Consider the following 21582-nt stretch of genomic DNA (forward strand, 5'->3'; position numbering starts at 1 on the left):
GTGCCTACTTCGTGCAACCCCGGTTGTTCTTGCCCTTCACGCAGGTGGTGCCGTTCGGTCCCTGGACGACCCCTTTCCCGTTCTTGGTCTTGGCTTCCCCACCTCTGCTGCCCTTGGTGGTCGTAACGCCGTTCGCGTTCTGTTGGGATGCCCGTGCAGTTCCGGTTTTCGAGTTATAAGTGGCAGTTCCGTTCTGGCCGCTGACCGCATGTTGATCGCTGTCGCCGTTCGGAACGACCACAGCGGCGGGAGCTCCGTTCTTCGGAACAATCACGGCCTTGTCTCCGTTGCTGCAAACGGTCCGGCCGCCGGGGCCGGTCTTGCAGTCCGCATATGCGCTCGAAGCGATTGCCAGCAAGGCGAGGACTGCGAGTGTGGTCTTCATGTTCCGTTTCTCCTCTCGGGTTATGACGCGATGCGATCGAAAAGCGAGGTCTTACCTCGTCTATGATTGCTTGCTGCTTGCCGCAAGTAGAATGCCGCCGCCTTGCGCTCGTCGCGGTCCGGCCAGCAGGCTGGTTCTCGAGGAAAATCCTCGCCCGACGAGCGGATGCCGCCGGCCGGGAAGGATCCCGTTGGCGCAGGTGGGAACGAACGCGCTTTCCGAAACCGACGGTTGGCTTGGATTGTTCGCTGCGGGCAACCAAGGCCGCGCCCTCGGTCGCGTTTTCAACCGGCCGAGTTTTGGCACGATCGCGGGAAGCTGCGGTTTCTGTTGGCCTTTGCCGTGGGATATCGTCCGCCGCGCGTTCACGGGGTGTCTGAACTCCAGGTGGCTGCCGATTGCAGCGCAATGGTCGCGAACCGCAATTACCATGCGGAGGGTGCGTTATGACGAAGACAATCTTCCTTGCACTATTCAGCCTCGGCCTTCTGCTGACTTCCGACTTCGCTTTGGCCGGCGGCAAACCCGGCGGGGCAACGTGCAACGTCAGCAGAAGCTGCAAGAGCCTGATCTGCATCCGACAGAACCCGAGCGACAAATTCGGCACCTGCTGCACACCACTGTCGTGTGCCGCGCTCGGTGCCCAGTGCGGCAGCATCGACAATGGCTGCGGCATCCAGATTGACTGCGGATCGTGCGACTCCAACAGCAACTGCGTGAGCAACCAGTGCGTGGCGATTCCGACGACGACCACGACCTCCACGACGTCCACGACGACCTCCACTACCACCTCGACGACCACGACCACGACGACGACGTCCACTACCACTTCCACGACCACGACCACGACCTCCACGACGACGTCGACGAACTCGACGACGACGACGACAGTGCCGGCCGTAGCCGACTTGTCGCTCAGCAACGTCCCTTCGACGAGCGAGATCTTCGGAACCAACGCGCCGGTCACGTTCAACCTGACGCTGCAAAACGCCGGCCCGGACACGGGCACGGGCATCGCGGTCACGGATCTCCTCCCGGTGGCGTTCAATTTCGACTCCGCCATCGCCAGCCAGGGGTCATACAATGCCGATACGGGCGTCTGGTCTGTCGGCACGCTCGCGAGCGGCAACCAGGCGACGCTCGGAATCGATACCCACGCGAACAGCTGTACAGGGAGCGCGCAGCCGAACACCGCCGAGGTTACCGCCTCGGATCAGGCGGATCCCGACTCTACGCCCGGCAATGGCGTGGTCGGCGAGGACGATGAGTCGATAGCGTCGGTCCTGTTCGGCTGCGACTGAGCAGCCGTCCATCATGCTGGGGATGCTCCTTGCCCTGCTCGCCTCCGGGACGCGCCTTCGCGTTGCAGAGGCGATCGGGCTGGGCGCGCTGGAAAGGTGGCGTCCGGCAGTGCCCGGCCAGCGAATCCTCCGGCGCGGCGTCGCGCTCGACGTCGCGTTCTCCTATCTCGTTCCCGTGATCATCTATCCCGCAATGTATGGCGTGCTCCTGCTCCTGCGGGGTGCGCAGGGCATCCGCGGGCCGCTCGGGCAGCTCGACTTCGCGGCGCAAGTCGTGCTGGCAGTAATCGTCGGCGACGTTGTCGCGTACTGGAAGCACCGACTGCTGCACACGCGGCTGCTCTGGCCGTTCCACGCCGCACACCACAGCTCGGTCGAGGTGGACTGGTGGTCGAACGAGCGCGTCCATCCGGTCGAGTCGGCGATCAACGCGACCACGCAAGCCGTGACGCTCGTCCTGCTCGGCTTCGCGCCGGCGGCGATAGGTCTGGCCGTTGCGACCCGTCAGACGTACAGCGCTTTCACGCATGCAAACGTGCGTCTTTCGTTCGGGCGGCTCGGCTGGCTCTTCGTGAGCCCCCACCAGCACCGCTGGCATCACTCCGACGAACCCGCGATGGCGGCCCGCAACTTCGCCAACATGTTTGCCGTGCTCGACGTGCTGGGTGGGACGTGGACGGTACCGGAGGCGCAGCCGCAGTCGTTCGGCATCCGGGGCCGGACAGTAGCGAAGGGATTCATCGGTCAACTGGTCGCGCCGTTCATGGATATCGTGACACGACGCGCGCAGAGCATCGTGCCGGTGACCCCCGCGGTGCCTGACGACGCAGCCAGCGATCTCCAGGAAGCCGGGGGGCTCCGTCCGGCTGCCGAATGAGCAGCACGAGGTGATACAGATGAGTGAGCTTCGGTATCCGAACGAGAGCAGAGAGTATCGGGACGCTCGCGACAGCCTGCTGAAGGATGAGGAAGAGCTCGTCGCCAGGATCAAGGCCGTCGCGGCAAAACGCCGCTCGCTTCCGCTCGGCGGCGAGTTGAAGGAGGACTACGTCTTCCGGCGGGCCAGCGAAGGCCACGTCGGCGCGAGCGTAAGATTCTCCGAGCTGTTCGAAGACAAGAGCTCGCTGCTCCTCTACTCGTTCATGTACGGTCCGAACTGGGACAACCCCTGCCCTTCGTGCACTTCCTTGATGGACGGGTTCGATCGCAGCTCGTACCAGGTCACTCGCAATGCCGCGTTCGTGGCACTGGCCAAGGCCCCTGCCGAGAAGATCCACTCCTGGGCGAAACAGCGCGGCTGGTCGCAGATCTCGCTGATCTCCGGCGCGGAGAGCTCGTTCCAGGCCGACTACAAGTGCCAGGGAGCCGGCGACGACATGCAACTGCCGGTGATGCTCTGCTTCCGGAAGAAGGACGGGAAGATCTATCACTTCTGGTCGACGGAGCTGCCGCACAACCACGTCGATACCGTGTGGCCGTACTGGAACCTGATGGACTTTACGCCGGAGGGACGGCCCGACATCGTGACTCCGCCCCAGAAGTTCCGGTCGGAGTTTCTCGAGAAGAACTATTTGAACAAGAAGTGAGGGCGAACGGCCTCGGGGACGCCGCACGAGGAGTCGACAGAAACGTGGCCCGATCCTTGCTTCACATCAGGATGTACGCCGCATAGAGCGCGTACCGGCCACCGACGGGAAGCCAGATGCTCGCGAGATGCATCCTTCTCGAGCGGCGGACAAAGGAGAGAGCAAGAATGAGCGCTGCAGCGAAGAAATCCACACGGACGAAGAAGTCGGCGAAAAAGGCACCTGCGAGCACGGTGTCCAAGGTCCAGAAGGCGCTGTCGCGCGAAGCCAGGAGCGCCTACGGTGAGATCCAGTCGGGCGTCCAGGGTCTCCAGAAGGCAATCGTTGAGATCCGCAAAGGTGCGAATCGAGCCGAAAAGAAGATCGAAGCCGATGCCCGCCGTCAGATCAGCGAGCTGCGCAAGGAAGCCAGGATCCATCTCGGCAAGCTCGAGCGTGCCCAGCGCGATGCCAAGCGACGTCTTGGGAAACTCGCCACCGCCGCCGACGAGTCATGGGTAGAAATCAAGGACGCGGCCAACGCGGCGCTGAAGGATGCGACAAAGACGGCGGACTTCGTGATCCGCCGCATTCGCAAGGCCATCGGTGCCTGATCGGGGCCTCGACGCGGCGAAATAACCGCTGCGCCGGGAATTCCCGTTTCGGCGAAACCGGTGCTCGATTCTTCGCAGGATCGGGGACTCGTGGAGCTCCGCACCGCTTCCCCGGAATGGAAGCGGTGCGGAAACCCAGCCCCGGGTCTGCCGCTGGCGGTGGGTTCCGAGCCCGTTTGACGATCGTGCGGGTGAGCGCCATCGTCCGCGCCAATGATGCATACCGAGCTCGTCCGCTCCTGCATGCGCGGACAACGTATTCGCATGACCGCCGTCTCCTTCGCATGCGCTGCGGCGTTCGGCTGCGCCGCTTCGGCCGGTTCCGTCTCCGCGCCGCCCCCTGCCCGCCTGGACACCCTCGATTCGGGCTTCCTGTCCGACTACAAGCGGTTGCAGCCTACCGAGCAGTCGCCGTCCGTGCTGATGTTCCGCGACGCAGGCGTGAAAAAGGGCTACCGCAAACTCCTGTTCCGTCCGATCCAGGTCTGGCGCGGCGCCGACCAGCGCCTCGAAGACATTCCCGATACCGATCTGCAGTACCTGGCCGACTCCTTCTACCGCGCGATGGTGACGCCGCTCGGCCACTCTTTCGAGCTGGTCGAGAAGCCGGGGCCGGGCGTTCTCGAAATCCAGGTCGCGCTGACGCTCGTCACCAAACCTCACCAGCCGATCGACTTCTTCTCGACCGCCGTTCCCGTGCGCGACCTTCACGAGCGAACGCAGCAAATGAGCGACGGGACAAAGCTGTTCGTGCACGACTGCGCGCTCGAAGTGGAGTTGTCCGAAGCAGGCCCGGCGTCGGCCACACACGCAGCCGGCAAGCCGGCTCGGCCGAAGCGGATCGTGAAGGCAGAATTCTTCGACAAACGCCGCGGCAGCGAATCCCCCAAGGCTGCCGTCCAGAGCTGGACCGACCTGGACGCGGTGTTCGCGAAGTGGGCGACGACCTTTGACAGCCAGCTCGTCGCGCTGAAGGACGGAACGTTCAAACCGAGGTTCACCGTCGCCACCAAGCCCGCGGCGAAGACTCACTGAGAGAGCGGAAGCGCGGCCGAGGCCCGGCGCTCTTACCAGCAGTCGACCTGGGCGTTGGCGGTGCAGCGATACACGGTATCGTCGTCGTCACCCTGCGCGTTCCAGTTGCAAAGGCCGCGGTCGAAGCTGCGGTTGATCTTCGGCTCACCGCCGGAGTTCTGGCAGCGGTTCGCGCTGTCGTCCTGGGCTGCACCGACCGCATCGGCGCAGCAGTCGCGCTGGTTGTCCTCCGTCCACCCCGTATCGCCCCATCCGACGTAGGAAGTCGCCCACGCCGCGGACGGCATTACCATCTGCACGAAAAGCAGGGCGCCGACCGCGAAGGTGGCGGCGGCGAGCACGGTGTTGCTCGCGACCGGGAGTTGTACGCGCTTGGGGTTCACCGGCCGTACCTAGCACGAGTTCTCGCGTCGAGCGAGGGGGGTTCTCCCTTTGCGCATCGTCCGCGCCGCCGACCGGAGCGGCGCGAAATCTGCGTGATGCCGCAGGACCTTGCGACACTGGCCCTAACGCTGACCGTCAGGCACGTTCCAGATCGATGACTCGGTGCCTATCGATCGTAGCATCCTGGGATCTCGCCCCGGGACCACGCAAGCTTCGCCGATCGGACAGGTTTTTTTCCTGGAAAAGCCCGATTTCGACTGGGGTGCTGTGATGAGAGCTTCACCGCTTTCGATCACGGTCCTGATCGTCGCTGGATCGGCGTTCATCTACAGTCCCGGTATCGGCTATGGCGGATGGCTTCCGGGGACGCTGCCGGCCTCACCTTGGATTTACCTGGTTTTCCGGCTGGTCTTCCGATTTACGAAAACTTGAAAGCGCCGAATATGGGATTCCTCGACTTCGTATCCCCATGACACCGTCCCCGCTATATTCTCGCATCACGATCGGAGCGGCCTTCGTCGTATGGTGGCTCTACGTTTTCTGGGGTAGCGGGGATATGCACCTCGTCTTGCTGCTGTTCTTACTGTTCTTGTTTTGGCCCCGCACTCCCTCTGCTCCGTGGCGATAGCGAGCGTGTGGCGAAAGACGTAGACCTACGGCAGGTTGAGGCTGTTCACGGAGACCTCGGAGAAGACCCGCCGGCGCTCACGTTGCCACTCGACCGAGACCCATGCGGATTGCCCGTCTGTCCCGGCCACCTGTTGCGCAAATATCGACGCGCAGCTTTCATCAGTCGCGCCAACGGTCGATGATCGCCTGAATAAGGCGTCTTGATGACGCGGTGGCAGAACAGGGCGCCAGGCCGCCACCAAGGGGACCCAGATGACACTGAAAAATCGTCTCATGGCCGAATGCGTCGGAACGTTCTGGCTCGTATTCGGTGGTTGCGGGAGCGCCGTTCTGGCCGCTGCCTTTCCGAATGTCGGAATCGGGCTGCTCGGGGTCTCGCTGGCGTTTGGCCTCACCGTACTCACGATGGCCTATGCGATCGGCCACATCTCGGGCTGCCACCTCAACCCGGCCGTAACCCTTGGCCTGGCTACCGCCCGGCGCTTTCCATGGTCCGACGTCGCCTCCTACATGGTCGCGCAGGTCGTGGGCGCGACCGTCGCTTCGCTTGTCCTCTATCTCATCGCCAGCGGTCATCCGGGATTCAGCCTCGCCGGTGGCTTTGCTGCCAACGGGTACGGCGCGCATTCGCCGGGAGGCTATTCGGTGCTCGCTGCACTTCTGAGCGAGACCGTGCTGACCGCGATGTTTCTCGTCGTCATCCTCGGCGCGACCGATCGTCGCTCGCCGGCCGGCTTCGCGGGAATTGCGATCGGACTTGCACTGACGCTCATCCATTTGATCGGTATTCCGGTAACCAATCTGTCGGTGAACCCGGCACGCAGCACCGGTCCGGCCATCATCGTCGGAGGATGGGCACTGGGACAGTTGTGGCTGTTCTGGATCGCGCCGATGGGCGGAGCGGTGATCGGGAGCATCCTCTATCGCAGCATTGCCGGCGAGGACATCTGAGGTGAGGATGAAGGACTTCGTTACCGGCGCGATGCGGTCGCACCCTTCGGTTTCGTCGGTCTCTTCTTCGGGCTGAACAATAGATCCGGTTCCTGGTCTCCCGGTCCCGTTCTCCAATCGACAGGATGGCGACAATCGGCGACCGAATCGTGATCTCGAGTGTCACCCGGATCCGCCGCCCGGAGGGCCCGGAACTCGAGCTCGACAGCTCAGTCTTGTCGAAACCGATGACGCCGGCCGCCTGCGCCGCGTGACTCTTTTCGACCCCCAGGACCGTTCCGAAGCGATGGTCGTCGCCGTGCAAGTGGAGATGGCTCCCGACTTCATGCCGGAGCCGCTGAACGTGATGGCGTGGAACTGCCACGGCCTCGTGATCCTCACCCGTGCTTACGGGAACCTGCAGGGAGACGGCCCCTACGAGAACGTCAGCTCGTCCATTTTCATGACGTCCGGGGAACGGCTGGCTCGTGTCGAGCCCTTCGCGACGGGCGAGACCTCCGAGGCCCTTGCGCGCTTCGACGAGATTTGCGCCGCGCTCGACGTGCAACAGGCGCTTTGACGTTCTCCGTCGGAAACGTCCGCTCCTGTTTGAAAACACCGATGATTGAGGATTTTGCGCGTTCGTCCTGCGAACGGATCCCCACTCCTGTCACCAGCAGCTACTGTGAGACGAATCACTAGTGGGCAATGTGTTCGGCGTCATGATTGTCGCCGCTCGGGGTAGCACCACCCGTGCCTCCAGCCCGCCACCGTCCCTGTTCGAAAGCCGTAATTGTCCGCCGAGTGACGCCGCGAGCTGGTCCGCGATCGCAAGGCCGAGACCGGTGCCGCCCGTCTCGCGGCTGCGGGAGTTTTCGAGCCTGACGAAAGGCTCGACGACGGCCGCAAGCTTGTCCGCGGGAATGCCGGGGCCGCGGTCTCGCACAGTGATCGCAAGAGTTTCCGGCGACAGCGTCTGGACGAGGATGTCGACATCGTCCGCGAAGATCAGCGCGTTGTCGGCAAGGTTGGAGACGATGCGCGTCAGCGCGCGGGGCCTCGTGACGATCGCAGCGCCGGCATCGTCGCGCTCGTCTCGAAGCAGCAGGGACCTCCCGGCGTCGGCGTAGTCGAAAACCAGGCTCTCGAGCAATGCGTGCAGGTCGACGCGACAAAACGGCTCCCGCGCCGCCTCCGCACTGCGTGCATAGGCAATGCCTTCACGCACCAGCGCCTGCATCTGGTCGAGGTCGGAGCCGAGCTTCGGTCGCAGCTCGGCGTCGGTGCTCATTTCGACGCGCAGCCGCATCCTCGTGATCGGAGTCTGAAGATCGTGCGAGACGGATGCGAGGATCTGCATTCGCTCACGCAGATGTGCCGCAATGCGACCCTGCATCGCGTTGAAGGCGGCAGCGGCACGCGCGACTTCGACGGGCCCGTCTTCCGGAAGCGCGCCGCCGGCGGGATCCGAGCCCATTTGATCTGCCGCAGCAGCCAGGTCGGCAAGCGGCCTCGTCACGCTTCGCACCGCCAGCCAGGTAAAGAGCGCAAGCAGCAAGAGCTGGAGAGCGAGCAGGACGACCACCCACGGCGACAGTGCCATGCCCGGCGACTCGAGCTCGACCGAAACCGGCGCTCCGTCGGCGAGCGCGAACTGCAGATCTAACCGCTCGCCGTCAGCTGCGCTTGCTTTGACCGGGCGCGAGCCGAGGGCATCGGAAACCGCCTGGACGAGCTCGGCGGCCGAAGACGGCGGGGCGTCTGGCGAAACCGGGCCGGGGCCGAGCGCGTAACGATAGTTGCGGCGCGCGATCCGCTCGAGCCAATGCGGCCTCTCCTCGGCAGGTACGCGCTCGAGAATGGCGACCGAACCCGCGATGTCGCGCGCAACGTAGGCAATCATCATGCGGCGGGTGCTCATGCCCCGCTCTGCCAGCACGAGCAGCATCGTCAGAGCCTGGGTTACCGCGAGCCCGGCAAAAAGAATCAGCGCGATGCGGCCGAACAGCGTTTTCGGCCAGAGTCTCATCGCGCCTCGTCGCGCGCTTTGACCGACACCGTAAATACGTAGCCTTCGCTGCGCACGGTCTTGATGTAGCGGGGCTCGCGCGCCTCGTCGCCGAGCCTCTGTCGCAGGCGGCTGACGAGCAGGTCGATCGAGCGGTCGAAGACGTCCGCCTCGCGGCCCTGGGTGAGGTCGAGGAGCTGATCGCGGGTGAGCACACGGCTCGGATGCTCGAGAAACACGAGCAGCAGCCGGTACTCGGCGCCGCTCAGCGGAACCACGGTGTCGCCGGCGTCGACCAGATGACGGGTCGTCGTGTCGAGAGTCCAGTCGCCGAACTCGAGGCGCCGTGTCCTTTCGGGCGGCCTCAAGTTCGGCGGCAGCATCCGCGTGCGACGCAGGACAGCCCGGATTCGCGCGAGCAGCTCACGGGCGGCGAAAGGCTTTGCGAGGTAGTCGTCGGCGCCCATTTCCAGGCCGACGACGCGATCCACTTCGTCGCCGCGCGCCGTCAGCATCAGGATCGGCAAGGCGCGATGCGGGCCGGCGCGCAACTCTCGGCACAGCGTCAGCCCATCGTCGCCGGGCAGCATCAGGTCGAGCACGACGAGGTCGACCGAACCTGCTGCCAAGGCCTCGCGCATGCGCCGGCCGTCGGGCACCGCCGACGTGCGCACTCCGTTCCTGCCGAGGTACTCGGCCAGCAGCTCGCGCAGCTCGCGATCGTCGTCGACGACGAGGACGTGGTCAGACCTTTCCATTGCAAATTCGCCGCCGGCGGCTCCGCCGCGCTTCCATAGCGCAAACCGGATCCTGACACCCGGACGATTTGTAACAGACTGTGTCGGCATGCGTCTCTGACACGGGAGCTTGCGAAACAGTGTCCATCCGACACACGGGGGATACGTCCGGGGCGTCCACTGCCCCTCGTCCGCACGCCGACAGCCCGATTCGGGTCGTCAAGGACGGCGGCAAGGAGCGATCATCCATGAGCAGTCCCGCACGAAAGTGGCTCCCGGTGCTTCTTCTCGTCGCCGCGGCGACGGCGACGGCGATCGCTGTCGCCGCGCAACCCGGTGTTCCCACCGCCACTGCCGGCGCCGAGCTCGGGCGCTGGATCACCGAGAGCGGCAACCTTGAAGTCGAGATCGCTCCCTGCGGCGACGCGCTGTGCGGGACGGTCACGCGAGTGCTCGCCAATCACTCGATGAGCGATTCCGGCAAGGAGATGGCCGCCGCCGACTCGCGCTCGCCGCTCGGCACGAAGCTCGTCTACGACCTCGTCGCCAGCGGCGACAACCAGTGGCGCGGCCAGATCTACAACCGCGAGAACGGCAAGACTTATCGTTGCATCGTTTCTGTCGAGGACGCCAACAGGCTGCGGGTACGCGGCTACGTGGGCATTCCGTGGATCGGCAAAACGCAGATCTGGACTCGCGTATCGTGATCGAAGCGGCGCTCGCATTCTGCTGCGGCTCGCTCACGTTGCTGTCGCCTTGCGTGCTGCCGATGCTGCCGGTGATCCTCGGCGCCTCGGTCGGGCGTTCCAATCCGCTGCGGCCGCTCGCGATCGCCGGCGGGTTCGTCGTGTCGTTTTCGGTCGTCGCTCTCGCGCTCGGAACCGTCGCCACGACGCTCGGTCTTTCGGCCACTACGCTGCGCAGCGCGGCCATTGCCGGACTTTTCGTATTCGGGTTCCTGATGATCTGGCCCGCGCCCTTTGAGCTGCTTTCCGCGCCTTTGGGCCGCCTGGCCGGGCGCGCAGCGCGTGTGCGTGGCGACGGTACGCTCGGCGCGTTCGTCCTGGGCGCCACGCTCGCCGTGGCGTGGACGCCTTGCGCTGGACCGGTGCTCGGAGCGGCGCTGACGCAGGTCGCGACCAGCGGCATCTCCTTTCATGCGGCGCTGCTCATCCTCTGCTTCGCACTCGGCGAGGGCCTGGTGATGCTCGCGATCGCCCGCAGCGGCCAGCTCGCGAGCCGTCGAATACGCGGCTTCCTGCCGTGGGCGCACCGCGTGCAGCAGGCGTTCGGTGGCGTCGTGATCCTGGCCGCGATTGCGATGCGCTATCGCTACGACGCGTTGTTGACGCTCTGGATCGCAAATCGCGGCTGACGGGGATTCGATGAAACCCTCCACCTTCTCGTTTGCCGCTACGGTGGCACTGCTCGTTGCAGTCCTCGCCGGCGGCCTCGGAATCCCGTCGGCAGCCACCGAGGCCGGCGACTATGGCCCGGCCCCGGAATTCGCAGGCATCGGCGCGTGGATCAACTCGGCACCGCTGACGATGGCGTCGTTGCGCGGCAAGGTCGTGCTCGTCGATTTCTGGACCTGGTCCTGCGCAAACTGCGTGCGATCACTGCCCCACGTTCGCGACTGGCACGAGCGCTACTCCGCGGATGGTCTCGTGGTGATCGGCGTGCACACGCCGGAGTCGGACTTCGAGAAGGACCGCGCCGACCTCGAGTCTGCAATCGCACGCTACGGCATTCGTCATGCGGTGGCGCAGGACAACGACTGGGCGACCTGGAAGGCCTGGGGCAATCACTACTGGCCGGCGGTCTACCTCGTCGACCGGCGCGGGCACATCGTGCTGCGGCACATGGGAGAAGGCGGCTACGAAGAAATCGACGCAGCGATACGGCGAGAGCTCGGTCGGTGACGCTTACGATCGGCGGACGAGCCGCGGAAACACCCCTCCCCCCGGGCCGGGGTCTTTCCGAGGCCCGCTAGACGTCACAGGCACTGTAGAGCACCTGGTTCGGTGAGTCCGGGGCCTTGGTGGGCCCGACGACCACGCCCTTCGTCGATTTATCGACGAGATGGGCCTTCACCTGGGCGGGTGTCCACGTGTGATGCTCGTCCAGGACCTGTGCGGCCACTCCGCCGAGAAAGGCGGCCGAGATCGAAGTGCCGCTGACACTCACGATGCTCCCCAGGAGCCCATCGGTATCGATGCCCACGCCGGGCGCGAAGAACGAGACACAGGTGCCACCGTTGGAGAACGGAGCGATGTGGTCCTTCAGGTCCACGACGTCCGTGTTGTCGGTGGCCGCGGCGGTCATGACGCTCGTGGCCGAGGCCGGAGAGTACTTGCATGCGTCGGCATGGCGATTGCCGGCCGCAGCAACAGTAGTGATTCCCGCTGCGGTCGCCGCGTCGACGGCGGCATTCAGGGCGTTGTTCAACTTGCCGGCGAGGGAGAGAACGATCACCGACGGCTTGGGGCTGGCCAGGTAGTTGTCGGTTGCCCATTCGAGGCCGGCCACCACGTCCGAAGCGAAGCCGATGCCTTTGCAGTTGAGCGCGCGCACCGCGATGAGCGACACCTGCTTGGCGACTCCGTACGTCGTCCCGCCGATCGTGCCCGCTACGGCCGTGCCGTGTCCGTTGCAGTCCTGATCGGTGCCGTCGATCTCGTCGGCGCCCCAGGATGCCCGCCCGCCGAGATCGGAGTTCGTCGTATCGATGCCGGTGTCGATCACGTAAACGTTGACGGCCGCACCCGTGAACTCGTACTGATACTCGCCGTCCAGCGTGATTGCCCGCTCGCTGAGGCGGTCCAGTCCCCAGCTCGGGACCGCCGACTGTGTCACACACACGATCTGGGCGAGCTGAACCTTGCGATCATGCTCGACGGTCACTCCGGGCCCGCCGCGAAGCTGCTTGATCAGCGCTCCGGGGAGCTTTCCCGAATAGCCTTCGTGAAAGATGTGAGTGATGACCGCGCCGCTGGCGGTGGCCTGGTTCGCGGCCGCCTGGACGTCGGTCCCGGGAGGTAATGTAACGATTGCCCGGCCCGCCGAGGCAGCCGAGGCCGTTGCGAGTATCCAGCTGCACACCAGTAGTGCGGTGAGTTTCGCTCCCCTCATCCGAACCCCTCCTAATTCCGAGATTGGGGAAATCTAGCCGAGTACTTGGCAGCGTCGCAACTGAAAGTCGCCCCAGAAGGGGGCTGTCGAGCGACGAAGCCCGCGATTCTCCAGGTCCTCGCAGAGGCAGTCGCCGTCAGTGCATGCCGGCATGCGATCGTTCTTCGATCGACCGCAGCAGCGTGCCGAGCGCGTGCACGTCCGCCGGTTTGACCAGGTGGTAGTCGAATCCGGCTTCGCGCGAGCGGCGGCGGTCTTCGTCCTGGCCCCACCCCGTCATCGCGATGAGCGTGACGGCAAGCGGCTGCTGGCGGATGCGGCGCGCCACTTCGTGGCCGTCCATTCCCGGCATTCCGATATCGAGCAGCACGACCGCGGGCTGGAAATCCGACAGTGCCTCGATTGCTGCCGCGCCGTCGTAAACGACGCGCGTTTCGACACCGAGGCAGTCGAGAAGAGCGCCGAGGCTGTCGGCCGCATCGACGTTGTCATCGACGACCATCACGCGCCGGCCTGCGAGATCGTGGATCGAGACGGCATCGACATCATCGCAGCCCGCCGCGGCACCCGCGGCAGCGACCGGAAGGCGAACGGTGAACTCGCTGCCCCTGCCGATTCCCTCGCTGCTCGCGTCGACCGATCCCCCGTGCATCTCGACCAGGCGCTTGACCAGCGTCAATCCGATTCCGAGGCCGCCTTGCGCACGAGTGGGACTCTGCGCGACCTGCGTGAACAGATCGAATACACGCGGCAACATCTCGCGCGCGATGCCGGTGCCGTTGTCGCGCACCGCGATCTCGACCACAGGGCCGGCGCGTCGCACGCGGAGCCAGATTTGTCCGCCGGAGTCCGTGTACTTCGCCGCGTTGTTGAGCAGGTTGGCCAGCACCTGTGCGAGCCGAACCGGATCGGCATCGAGGAAGATCCCTTCCACGGGCAAATCCATTTCGACCCGATGTCCCGCGGTATCGATCTGCGGCCGACTCGCCTCGAGCGCGGCGCGCACCACCTCCTCGAGCTCGACGCGCTCCTTGCGCAGATCGATCTTGTCGCGAGTGATCCGCGAAATCTCCAGCAGGTCGTCCACCAGGCGCACCATGTGGTTGACCTGGCGCTCCATCATCGCCGCCAGCTTGGCAATCTCCGGTGACGAGCCGCCTTCTTCGAGATTGTGCAGGATGAAGAGCGAGTTGCGGATCGGCGCGAGGGGGTTGCGCAGCTCGTGCGCGAGGATCGCCAGGAATTCGTCCTTGCGACGATCGTTGGTCCGCAGTGCCTCCTCGTTGCGCTCGCGCTCGGCAAGATGGCGCCGGATTTCGTATTGGCGTCGTCGGGCGCGAAGCGCGCTCCTGGCAGCACTGACGAGCGCCGCGACTCGCGTCGGTCGCTCGAGCACCGTCACGTTGCCGAGCAGCCCCATGGCCCGCGCGATCGCCTCGGAGTCGGCGCCGTGGCGTGCGAGCACGAGAACCGGAAGATCCGACCATGGCGGCTGGCGCGCCATCCACTGGGCAAGCCGGTACTGCTCTTCTCCCGCGAGCACTTCTTCCGGAAGCAGCAGAGCGCCGGCACCGTCATCCAGCTCGGCGCACAACTCGCGGATTGCGAGAAAGCAATTCGCCTCGATCCCGGCGTCGCCGAGGATACGGGCAGTCAGCGCCGCATCCTTTTCGGTCGGGGCAAGCGCGAGCATGCGCAGCTCGTTGTGCCCTTCCCTCATGGACGGGCCTCTTCCGTCCCCTCGTCTTCCCCGGATCCGTCGAACTCCGGGGTGCCGGTGAGGATCCCCCGGAACTTTCTGAGCGGCGGCCCGATGTGGATGCCGCCGTCGTCCATCCGGAATTCACGGATCGTCCGTTCGTGCGCACTGCCGCGCTTCTTGACCACGGAAATCGCCTGTCGCACGGCCCCTCGCGCCTCGAAATAGCGCATGAGCACGACGGTATCGGCCAGGTAGCTCGCATCGACCGGCGACTGCATATGACCACCGATCAGACCCTGGTGCGCACTGATCATGACCGTCGCGACGCCCGCGTGGCCGAGATACGCCAGCAACTCATGGAGCTGGATGACGAGGAACCTCTCGCCGGGCATCGCGTTGAGGTAGCCGTTCAAGCTGTCGATCACGATCACCGCGGCCGATCGCTTCTCTACCGCTTCCCGCACCGCCTGGATGAACGCTCCCGGCGCGAGCTCGGCAGGATCGACTTTCTGCAGTGTCAGGCGCCCGGATTTGACGTGGTCTTCCAGGGGCATGCCGAGCCCGGTCGCGCGCATCCGAAGCGTGAGCAGGCTTTCGTCGAAAGAGAATAGCGCTGCTTTCTGGCCTCGCTCCGCGGCCATCCAGACGAGACGCGTGGCGATCGTGGATTTTCCGGTGCCTGGTGCACCGGCGATGAGCATGCTCGTTCCCCGCTCGATGCCTCCTCCGAGCAGATGGTCGAGCTCGGCCAGCCCGCTCGACAGCAGCTCGGGGGCCTTGGGCGCAGAATGCTCGCGCGCAACCAGGCGCGCGAACACCTCGACACCGCCGCGGCGGATCACGTAGTCGTGATAACCGCTGCGAAACGGCACGCCGCGATACTTGACGACGCGCATGCGGCGGCGGTCGGCGCCGTAGTCGGGATTCATCTGTTCGAGAAGCACTACGCCGTGCGCGATGCTCTGCACCTGGAGATCATGGTCGGTGCTCGTCATGTCGTCCAGAAGGATCACGGTGCATCGCCGACCGGCGAAGAATTGCTTGAGGGCGAGGATCTGCCGCCGGTATCGCAGCGGATTGCCGGCGAGAAGCCGCAGCTCAGACAGGGAATCGAAGACAGCGCGCACCGGTTTTTCTCTGTCCACGTCCTCCAGAATCGTTCGGATCGTCTCCCCGAGCTCGATCTCGGATGGATGGAACATCGTGTACTGCGCGTCGGGCTTCAGGCTGTCCTCCGACGGGATGATCTCGCGGATCGTGACGCCGTCGAGCGACCATCCGTGCGACTCCGCGACGCCCTGCAGCTCCGCGGCCGATTCGGACAAGGTGATGTAGAGGACCGGCTCGCCCCGGCGGGCGCCTTCGAGCAGGAACTGCATTGCGATCGTCGTCTTTCCGGACCCGGGAACGCCTTCGACAAGATAGAGCCGATCTTGCGTGAGCCCGCCGCCGAGCACTTCGTCCAGCCCCTGGACGCCGGACGTGACGAAGCTCGAAGCGCTGGCGGAATCTTGGGCATTCATGATCTCTGCCTTTTTGAAGGTGACCACGCAGCGGGGCTCGCACGAAAGGGACCGAAACTATTCCACGAAACCGAAAGGCCCGAAAGATTCCCGCCTGCCTTCAGGGGGTGCGCACCTGCAGAAGTGAGCATGCGCGTGGGCCCTGCTCGGTACCCCGGCAACGTGCCACCACGGTGAGCAATGGCGTCCGCAATCAGTGGCCCACTCGTTGCGGCAGCAGCCCACCCAGAATGTTCACGAGAGTGTCGGGATCGACAGGCTTCGGCACATGCGTCGCAAATCCAGCCGCCAGCGCGCGCTCCCTGTCCTCGTCCCGCGTAAAACCGGTCAGCGCGACAGCCGAGAACGAGTCGCGCGTGCGGGTCTTCTGGATGCGACGCAGCAGCGAATAGCCGTCCTCCTCGGGCATGCTGAGGTCCGAAACCAGCACGTCCGGTTCCTGCTCCACGAACGCCCTCCACGCGTCGGCCGCGGACGAAGCAGACCGGACCGACGCACCACTGACGCGCAGTACCATCGACATCGCGTCGAGGGAATCCACGTCGTCGTCCACGAGCAGGACCTGCACGCCGTCGAGTCGACGAACGCTGCGGTTCGGCGCCGGTGCCGGCTGCCCGCGCGTCGAAGAGAGCGCCAACTCCGGAATGCGAACCTCGAAAGTCGCGCCTCGGCCGATACCGTCGCTTCTCGCGCGGACCGTGCCGCCGTGAAGCTCGACCAGTTGCTTGACGATCGCCAGGCCGAGACCAAGTCCGCCATACCGGCGCGTCGACGAGGTGTCCGCTTGCGTGAAATGCTCGAAGAGCCGCGGCAGGAACGACGGGTCGATGCCATCGCCGGTATCCGACACGGCGACAACCGACTGGTCGCCCTCACGCCGGCACTCCAGTGTTACGCGTCCGCCCGATGGCGTGAATTTCATCGCGTTGTCGAGCAGGTTGGCGAAAACCTGATGCAGCCGACCGGTGTCGCCGAGCACGAGACCGCAGCCGCCGTCGAGCACCGACAGATCGATGCCCTGCGCGGCCGCGCGCGGCAGGCATTCGTCGGACGCATTGCCGACGATGCCGCCGAGATCGACCGGCTTTCGATCGAGCTCCACCTTGCCGGCGGCGATCCGCGAGACATCCAGCATGTCGCGCACGAGCTGCAACTGCACGCGGACATTTCTCTCGACCGAATCCAGGGCGCGCGTCCGTTGCGTTTCGTCGAGCCGACCCTCCCGCAGGAGCGTCAGCCAGTTCAGAATTCCCTGCAGCGGCGAGCGCAGCTCGTGGGAGACCGTCGCAAGAAATTCATCCTTTGTGCGGTTGGCGTCCTCGGCTGCAGCGCGGGCAAATTCGATGGACTGCTCCATCCTCTTGCGATCGTCGATGTCGACCACGGCCGCAACCCAGCCGTCGCAACGTCCCGAGCGATCGAACGTCGGCCGGTACGTTGCCGTGATCCATCGCAACCCGATATTCTTGACGTCGAGCAGCTGCTCGTAGTGAACGACCTCGCCTTCGAGCACGCGCTCGAAATGAGGACGGAGCTGCTCAAAGGCGTCGCGGCCGAGGATGTCGACGATCGGACGGCCGACGATTTCGTCCACCTCCAGCTCCAGCCACTCTGCGTAGGGTTTGCTGACCCAGACGTAGTGGAGATCCCGGCTGCAACGAGTCACCAGTGCCGACATCGTCTCGGAAATCTGGCGCAGCTGTTCGTCGGCCGCCCGCAGCGACTGCTCGCTGCGCTTGCGTTCGACGTATTCGGCGGCCTGTCGCGCCAGCAGCTCGAGAAGCACAAAATCCGCGTCGTGTGGACGATGAGGCTGCGAAAAGTGGGTCGAGATCGTGCCGAGCACGTGCCCGGCTGCGCTCTTGAGAGGCGTCGATTGCACAGCCCGGATACCGGCGGCCAGCACGACCTCCAGAGTCCACGGGTCGGCAAAAACCGGGCTGTCCAGAACGTTCTCGACGACGACCCGAGAGCCCGTCCTCAGCGCGGCAGTGCAGGCCGAATCGGCGCCGGCACGGACTTCACCGAAGAACTCCACGAAGCGCGGCGGCAGCCCTTTGTGGGCACCGATCCGCAGCACGTTCGCCGTCTCGTCCAGAATGTGAATGGCCCCCTTTTCGGCGCCCATCACCCACATCGCGGTCTCGAGCATCCTTGCCAGGCACTCCTCGAGCGACGGCCCGAGCTGCACGAAGTACTCGGACAGTTCGTGGATCCTCGTGAGCGCGTCCGCCCTCTGTCGCAACTCCGTCGTTTCGACGAAGTAACACGCGACTGCGAAGTCGCCGTCGGGAAGCAGGATGCGGTGAATCTCCCACTCGTAGGATTCGACGTCCTCGAGATCGACGCGAGTCCACGTCGAGCGTTGCGAATGATACGGCTGACCAGTCTCCAGGGTACAACGGAAATGCGAGACGAGCTCGCGAGCCGTCGGCTCCGGGAACAGGATCCGCATCGCGTCCAACAGCTCGCATCCGATCACCGGTCGAACATTGCGGAATATCCCGTTCCTGGATCGCGCGTCCATGTGGACGATGCGAAGGGAGGAATCGACGACGGCCATGCCGAACGGCGAATGCTCGATCACGCTCCGCAGCGCTCCATGCGTCAGCGCGTCGGTTTCCTCCGTTCGCACGATCGGATTGGCCATGTGCTACCTGTCCTGCGGGCAGAAGCTGGACGGGATCATCCCCGAGCGGTTTTCGAATCCGCAGAGTCCCGGGCTTTTACCGCAACAGCGTCGCTTTGACAGCCCCGCGCACCGCTCTCTCGGGTATCTTTGTAACTCGGATCACAACCCTGGTCTCCAACTCATGGCCGCCTTGGTGGGTGGCCCTGAAGGGCAGCTATGCGATTCGTTCGCCCTCCTCTGAGACGTCGGCGGGACGTCCTCTTTGCGAGCGCGGAGCGCGGGGGCTTGCTCCATCGAGGCCCCCGGGCCCCGTCTACTGCGACACCGGCGGATCGCCCAGCGGCATCCCCCCATAGAGCACACCGCCGTTTCCATCCTGGTAGGTTTGCCACGGGATCGTTCCCTGCTGATCGACGCCAGGCTTGGTGAAGTCGCAGACACCGTCCGAAAACAGTGCCTGCAGTTGCGCCCACTGGGCGTCGGTCAGTGCAACGAGCCCGTAGTTGTCGCCGCGGTCGAGCGGCCGCAGCTGGCATTTGTTGGTGTCGGTCGTGATCGCATCGCCGGCTACGGTTCGCGGCGTGCCGTACGTCGCGACGACTGCCTGGCCGCAGAGATCGTCGAGCAGTTTCTGTCCCGCGCCGTCGTAGCAGCGGTCCGTGAGATCGGAAGGCTTGTCGTCCAGGACCTTCTGCGCAATCGGTTTGGAGGAGCCGTCCTGTTCGATGACAGCGAGCCAGCGGTCCATCGCGATGAAACTGTTCTTGGTGCACTCCGCATCGCCGAGCAGCGCCACCGGGCCCTCCCAGATGAGCTGGTTGCCGTGTCCTCCGTGCTCGCGGTCCAGGCGCGCGCGAATCGCGAACGCACGATAGGCATCATGGAACGCTCCGGGATCGGGGCCGCGGCAATCAATGATGGGGGTACGGTCGAGGTTGTTGGTCTCATTGACGAGGCCGGTGCGATACGCGTTGGCGAGCGCCGGCCGGGTCGCGGCAATGCGAGCCGCAGTGGGATTGATGTCGACGTCCAGGCCGCCGATCTTCTGGTTGAGATCGAGAAACTGTGCGGCGGTGATGGTGCCCTGTTGCAGCGCGCCGAGGCCGTACTGCACGCCGACGTTGTCGATCGGAACCCCGGCAAAACCGTGACCGAGCGCCTGCTCGTTGGCCGACCAGTCGGACGGGGGCCGCGGCCCGAACAGGTTGATCGCCGCGTCCTGGATGTCGCAGCGTACGCCGCCCGGGTTGGTCTGGGGATCGTAACGCTCTTCGGCGCTGACTCCGGCGCAGGCATCGGTGGGAACCGCCACGTGGAACTGCGCCTGGTCGCTGACTTCCGAGTTGACGATGGTGATGTGTCCCTGCACGTCGGACATCTGGTTCGGCGTCCACGCGATGCCGGTGCCCCATTTGGTCGGATCGGTGAAGTACGCGAGCGTGAGGTGGTAGTCGAGGAACTGGGTCGCCGTGCCCCACGCGTCGGGGAATGAGCAGGTCGGGAGGATTCCGTCATAGAATCCCGGGTACGCGTTGGCGATCCATTGCGCGGCAAGCGATCCGCCCGAGCAGCCCGAGCCGATCATGTAGCGAACCTCGCCGAGCTCTTCGATCAGGCGTTCCTTCGCCATGATGAGCGACTCGGCCTGCACGGCGACGTTGCAATTGTGTCCGCTGTTGTCGAGCGCCGTGGACATCGTCGCGAAACCCTCGCCGAGCGCGTACTCCGCGGTCGAAGCCGGATCGGCAACGGTGCCGCCGGTCGTCGTATCGGGCGCCGTTCCCGTCTGGTGGTCCACTCCGCACGATGCGCCGTGCACGACGAGAACCTTGTGGTTCCACTGCGGCTGCGGATCCCACGGCGTCCACGGCTGTCCGGGCTGGAACAGCGTGGAAATCTGGTACTGGTCGCGATCCTGGTAACCGTTCTCGACACGCACGATGAAAGGAACGGTGACGCCTTGGTCCGTCGTCGTCTGGGCTACATCGGTCGGAGGATTGTTCGGGTCGTATGCCTGGAAACCCGTCGCCGCCGGGCTGGTGGACTTGTAGACGTACGTGTAGACCGGCGGCTGGTTGCACTGCGCGTCGACGGCGCCGGACTGGCAAATCCACGGCAGGATCTGCGGACCCGAGAGCAGCGGCCCGCCGTTTGGATGATCAGTGATCGTCAGCTGGCGCCGCACGTTGCCGATGTGCGCCGAAACCACGTTCGCACCGAGCTGGAGACCGCTCAGCAGGCCCATGTAGCGGCCGTTGTCGCGACGCGGGAACTGGTCGGTCACGTCCCGTCCGTCCACGTCCACCGTGACGTTCGAAGGATCCGTGCCGGGTGGAACCACGATCTCCACCAGGGCGTCACCGGCGCTCACGAGATCGGCGCGATTCGACAGCACGCGGATCTCGCTTGCGACGCAGCTCGGGCCATTGCCGGGCACGGCGTCACAGGTGCTCGCGCACGCGCTGACGGCGCCGCCGAGCGCCTCGCACCGGGACGCATCTTTCATCGTGCGGCACCGGGTCCCGCTGCTCGTGTTCACGCAGCAGGTAACGGCGTCGGGCCTGCCGCAAGTGGTGCGCGATTCGCACCGCTCGACGAACGGAAGGCAGCTCTTGTCGGTAAGTGCGGCGCTCGCCTGCGCGGCTGCGCATCGCACATAGTCGCCGCGTCGCGACGCGCCGGCGCAGTCGCACGCCGAGGCTACTGCCGCCCGAGCATTGGCAATGTCGCTGCGGCCGGGCTCGCTCGCGGGGTCGCACGCATGACTCGGCACGACGCCGACGGCCATGACGAGCACAGCCGCGGCCAGCGCGAGACGAGGAAGAGCGAACCCTGCGTGCCCATCGGGTCCATCGGGCCCATAGAGCCCATGGAGAAAGAACGGAAGACGGTGGAGTCGATGCACGACATTCTCCTTCGCGTGCACGCAAGGCGTTCGGTCACAGGTCCGCTGCCGGCCCGGCCTTGCGTTCAAACTCCCCCAACCCAACGGGAGACCCGAAGA

The 21582-nt window shown here is 65.1% G+C and carries 19 protein-coding genes; 10 read left to right on the top strand and 9 right to left on the bottom strand.

The window, feature by feature from the left end; all coding sequences use genetic code 11:
• Positions 1 to 4: 4 nt before the first annotated feature.
• Complete coding sequence (locus tag VGK20_12550; protein ID HEY2774867.1) at positions 5 to 385, bottom strand: hypothetical protein; 381 nt, start codon at positions 383 to 385, stop codon at positions 5 to 7.
• Between the two features lie 446 nt (positions 386 to 831).
• Between VGK20_12550 and VGK20_12555 the strand changes: the two genes are divergently transcribed.
• The 5 genes from VGK20_12555 to VGK20_12575 all read left to right on the top strand — a co-directional run bounded on the left by VGK20_12555 (position 832) and on the right by VGK20_12575 (position 4900).
• A complete protein-coding gene (locus VGK20_12555; GenBank protein ID HEY2774868.1) occupies positions 832 to 1686 on the top strand; it encodes a DUF11 domain-containing protein in 855 nt (284 codons plus the stop codon).
• 13 nt (positions 1687 to 1699) lie between these two features.
• Positions 1700 to 2563 (top strand): sterol desaturase family protein, encoded by an 864-nt coding sequence (locus tag VGK20_12560; protein ID HEY2774869.1) that lies wholly within the window; start codon positions 1700 to 1702, stop codon positions 2561 to 2563.
• A 19-nt stretch (positions 2564 to 2582) separates the two neighbouring features.
• Complete coding sequence (locus VGK20_12565; protein HEY2774870.1) at positions 2583 to 3272, top strand: DUF899 family protein; 690 nt, start codon at positions 2583 to 2585, stop codon at positions 3270 to 3272.
• A gap of 167 nt (positions 3273 to 3439) precedes the next feature.
• Positions 3440 to 3865 carry a hypothetical protein gene (locus VGK20_12570; GenBank protein HEY2774871.1) on the top strand — a complete coding sequence of 142 codons (426 nt, stop codon included), beginning with the start codon at positions 3440 to 3442 and terminating at the stop codon, positions 3863 to 3865.
• Positions 3866 to 4078: 213 nt separating this feature from the next.
• Positions 4079 to 4900, top strand: coding sequence for a DUF3313 domain-containing protein (locus tag VGK20_12575; protein HEY2774872.1), 822 nt, complete (start codon positions 4079 to 4081; stop codon positions 4898 to 4900).
• 32 nt (positions 4901 to 4932) lie between these two features.
• Here the strand turns inward: VGK20_12575 and VGK20_12580 are convergent, their stop codons facing one another.
• On the bottom strand, positions 4933 to 5283 hold the full coding sequence (locus VGK20_12580) for a hypothetical protein (GenBank protein HEY2774873.1): 351 nt from the start codon (positions 5281 to 5283) through the stop codon (positions 4933 to 4935).
• An 883-nt stretch (positions 5284 to 6166) separates the two neighbouring features.
• Between VGK20_12580 and aqpZ the strand changes: the two genes are divergently transcribed.
• Entirely contained in the window at positions 6167 to 6865 is a 699-nt protein-coding gene (aqpZ, locus tag VGK20_12585) for an aquaporin Z (GenBank protein HEY2774874.1), read from the top strand.
• 250 nt (positions 6866 to 7115) lie between these two features.
• Positions 7116 to 7424 (top strand): hypothetical protein, encoded by a 309-nt coding sequence (locus VGK20_12590; protein HEY2774875.1) that lies wholly within the window; start codon positions 7116 to 7118, stop codon positions 7422 to 7424.
• A gap of 90 nt (positions 7425 to 7514) precedes the next feature.
• Here the strand turns inward: VGK20_12590 and VGK20_12595 are convergent, their stop codons facing one another.
• Together VGK20_12595 and VGK20_12600 are read right to left on the bottom strand one after the other, a co-directional pair.
• Positions 7515 to 8873 (bottom strand): HAMP domain-containing sensor histidine kinase, encoded by a 1359-nt coding sequence (locus VGK20_12595; GenBank protein HEY2774876.1) that lies wholly within the window; start codon positions 8871 to 8873, stop codon positions 7515 to 7517.
• Positions 8870 to 9610: a response regulator gene (locus tag VGK20_12600; protein HEY2774877.1), complete on the bottom strand. Its 741-nt coding sequence runs from the start codon at positions 9608 to 9610 to the stop codon at positions 8870 to 8872. Before VGK20_12600 ends, VGK20_12595 begins: the two co-directional genes overlap by 4 nt.
• Positions 9611 to 9837: 227 nt before the next feature.
• Here VGK20_12600 and VGK20_12605 point away from each other — a divergent pair, with 227 nt between their 5' ends.
• Genes VGK20_12605 through VGK20_12615 form a run of 3 tightly spaced genes read left to right on the top strand, consistent with a single transcriptional unit; the run spans position 9838 to position 11511 of the window.
• Positions 9838 to 10296 carry a DUF2147 domain-containing protein gene (locus tag VGK20_12605; GenBank protein HEY2774878.1) on the top strand — a complete coding sequence of 153 codons (459 nt, stop codon included), beginning with the start codon at positions 9838 to 9840 and terminating at the stop codon, positions 10294 to 10296.
• Positions 10257 to 10964: a cytochrome c biogenesis CcdA family protein gene (locus VGK20_12610; GenBank protein ID HEY2774879.1), complete on the top strand. Its 708-nt coding sequence runs from the start codon at positions 10257 to 10259 to the stop codon at positions 10962 to 10964. The genes VGK20_12605 and VGK20_12610 overlap by 40 nt, the downstream gene beginning before the upstream one ends.
• Positions 10965 to 10974: 10 nt before the next feature.
• Entirely contained in the window at positions 10975 to 11511 is a 537-nt protein-coding gene (locus VGK20_12615) for a redoxin domain-containing protein (GenBank protein HEY2774880.1), read from the top strand.
• Between the two features lie 67 nt (positions 11512 to 11578).
• Here VGK20_12615 and VGK20_12620 read toward each other — a convergent pair whose 3' ends face one another.
• The 5 genes from VGK20_12620 to VGK20_12640 all read right to left on the bottom strand — a co-directional run bounded on the left by VGK20_12620 (position 11579) and on the right by VGK20_12640 (position 21483).
• Positions 11579 to 12721: a S8 family serine peptidase gene (locus tag VGK20_12620; GenBank protein HEY2774881.1), complete on the bottom strand. Its 1143-nt coding sequence runs from the start codon at positions 12719 to 12721 to the stop codon at positions 11579 to 11581.
• 136 nt (positions 12722 to 12857) lie between these two features.
• Complete coding sequence (locus tag VGK20_12625; protein ID HEY2774882.1) at positions 12858 to 14441, bottom strand: ATP-binding protein; 1584 nt, start codon at positions 14439 to 14441, stop codon at positions 12858 to 12860.
• Positions 14438 to 15946: an ATPase domain-containing protein gene (locus VGK20_12630; GenBank protein HEY2774883.1), complete on the bottom strand. Its 1509-nt coding sequence runs from the start codon at positions 15944 to 15946 to the stop codon at positions 14438 to 14440. The genes VGK20_12625 and VGK20_12630 overlap by 4 nt, the downstream gene beginning before the upstream one ends.
• A gap of 193 nt (positions 15947 to 16139) precedes the next feature.
• Positions 16140 to 18596 carry an ATP-binding protein gene (locus VGK20_12635; protein HEY2774884.1) on the bottom strand — a complete coding sequence of 819 codons (2457 nt, stop codon included), beginning with the start codon at positions 18594 to 18596 and terminating at the stop codon, positions 16140 to 16142.
• Positions 18597 to 18891: 295 nt separating this feature from the next.
• Complete coding sequence (locus tag VGK20_12640; GenBank protein HEY2774885.1) at positions 18892 to 21483, bottom strand: DUF6351 family protein; 2592 nt, start codon at positions 21481 to 21483, stop codon at positions 18892 to 18894.
• Between the last annotated feature and the right edge of the window lie 99 nt (positions 21484 to 21582).

The organism is Candidatus Binatia bacterium (genome assembly GCA_036493895.1).
Classification (GTDB): domain Bacteria; phylum Desulfobacterota; class Binatia; order UBA1149; family CAITLU01; genus DATNBU01.

What these genes read in the sequence shown, in the direction of transcription:
- VGK20_12550 (HEY2774867.1), bottom strand. Translation starts at nt 385, where the DNA reads ATGAAGACCACACTCGCAGTCCTCGCCTTGCTGGCAATCGCTTCGAGC.
- VGK20_12555 (HEY2774868.1), top strand. Translation starts at nt 832, where the DNA reads ATGACGAAGACAATCTTCCTTGCACTATTCAGCCTCGGCCTTCTGCTG.
- VGK20_12560 (HEY2774869.1), top strand. Translation starts at nt 1,700, where the DNA reads ATGCTGGGGATGCTCCTTGCCCTGCTCGCCTCCGGGACGCGCCTTCGC.
- VGK20_12565 (HEY2774870.1), top strand. Translation starts at nt 2,583, where the DNA reads ATGAGTGAGCTTCGGTATCCGAACGAGAGCAGAGAGTATCGGGACGCT.
- VGK20_12570 (HEY2774871.1), top strand. Translation starts at nt 3,440, where the DNA reads ATGAGCGCTGCAGCGAAGAAATCCACACGGACGAAGAAGTCGGCGAAA.
- VGK20_12575 (HEY2774872.1), top strand. Translation starts at nt 4,079, where the DNA reads ATGATGCATACCGAGCTCGTCCGCTCCTGCATGCGCGGACAACGTATT.
- aqpZ (HEY2774874.1), top strand. Translation starts at nt 6,167, where the DNA reads ATGACACTGAAAAATCGTCTCATGGCCGAATGCGTCGGAACGTTCTGG.
- VGK20_12595 (HEY2774876.1), bottom strand. Translation starts at nt 8,873, where the DNA reads ATGAGACTCTGGCCGAAAACGCTGTTCGGCCGCATCGCGCTGATTCTT.
- VGK20_12600 (HEY2774877.1), bottom strand. Translation starts at nt 9,610, where the DNA reads ATGGAAAGGTCTGACCACGTCCTCGTCGTCGACGACGATCGCGAGCTG.
- VGK20_12605 (HEY2774878.1), top strand. Translation starts at nt 9,838, where the DNA reads ATGAGCAGTCCCGCACGAAAGTGGCTCCCGGTGCTTCTTCTCGTCGCC.
- VGK20_12615 (HEY2774880.1), top strand. Translation starts at nt 10,975, where the DNA reads ATGAAACCCTCCACCTTCTCGTTTGCCGCTACGGTGGCACTGCTCGTT.
- VGK20_12620 (HEY2774881.1), bottom strand. Translation starts at nt 12,721, where the DNA reads ATGAGGGGAGCGAAACTCACCGCACTACTGGTGTGCAGCTGGATACTC.
- VGK20_12625 (HEY2774882.1), bottom strand. Translation starts at nt 14,441, where the DNA reads ATGAGGGAAGGGCACAACGAGCTGCGCATGCTCGCGCTTGCCCCGACC.
- VGK20_12630 (HEY2774883.1), bottom strand. Translation starts at nt 15,946, where the DNA reads ATGAATGCCCAAGATTCCGCCAGCGCTTCGAGCTTCGTCACGTCCGGC.
- VGK20_12635 (HEY2774884.1), bottom strand. Translation starts at nt 18,596, where the DNA reads ATGGCCAATCCGATCGTGCGAACGGAGGAAACCGACGCGCTGACGCAT.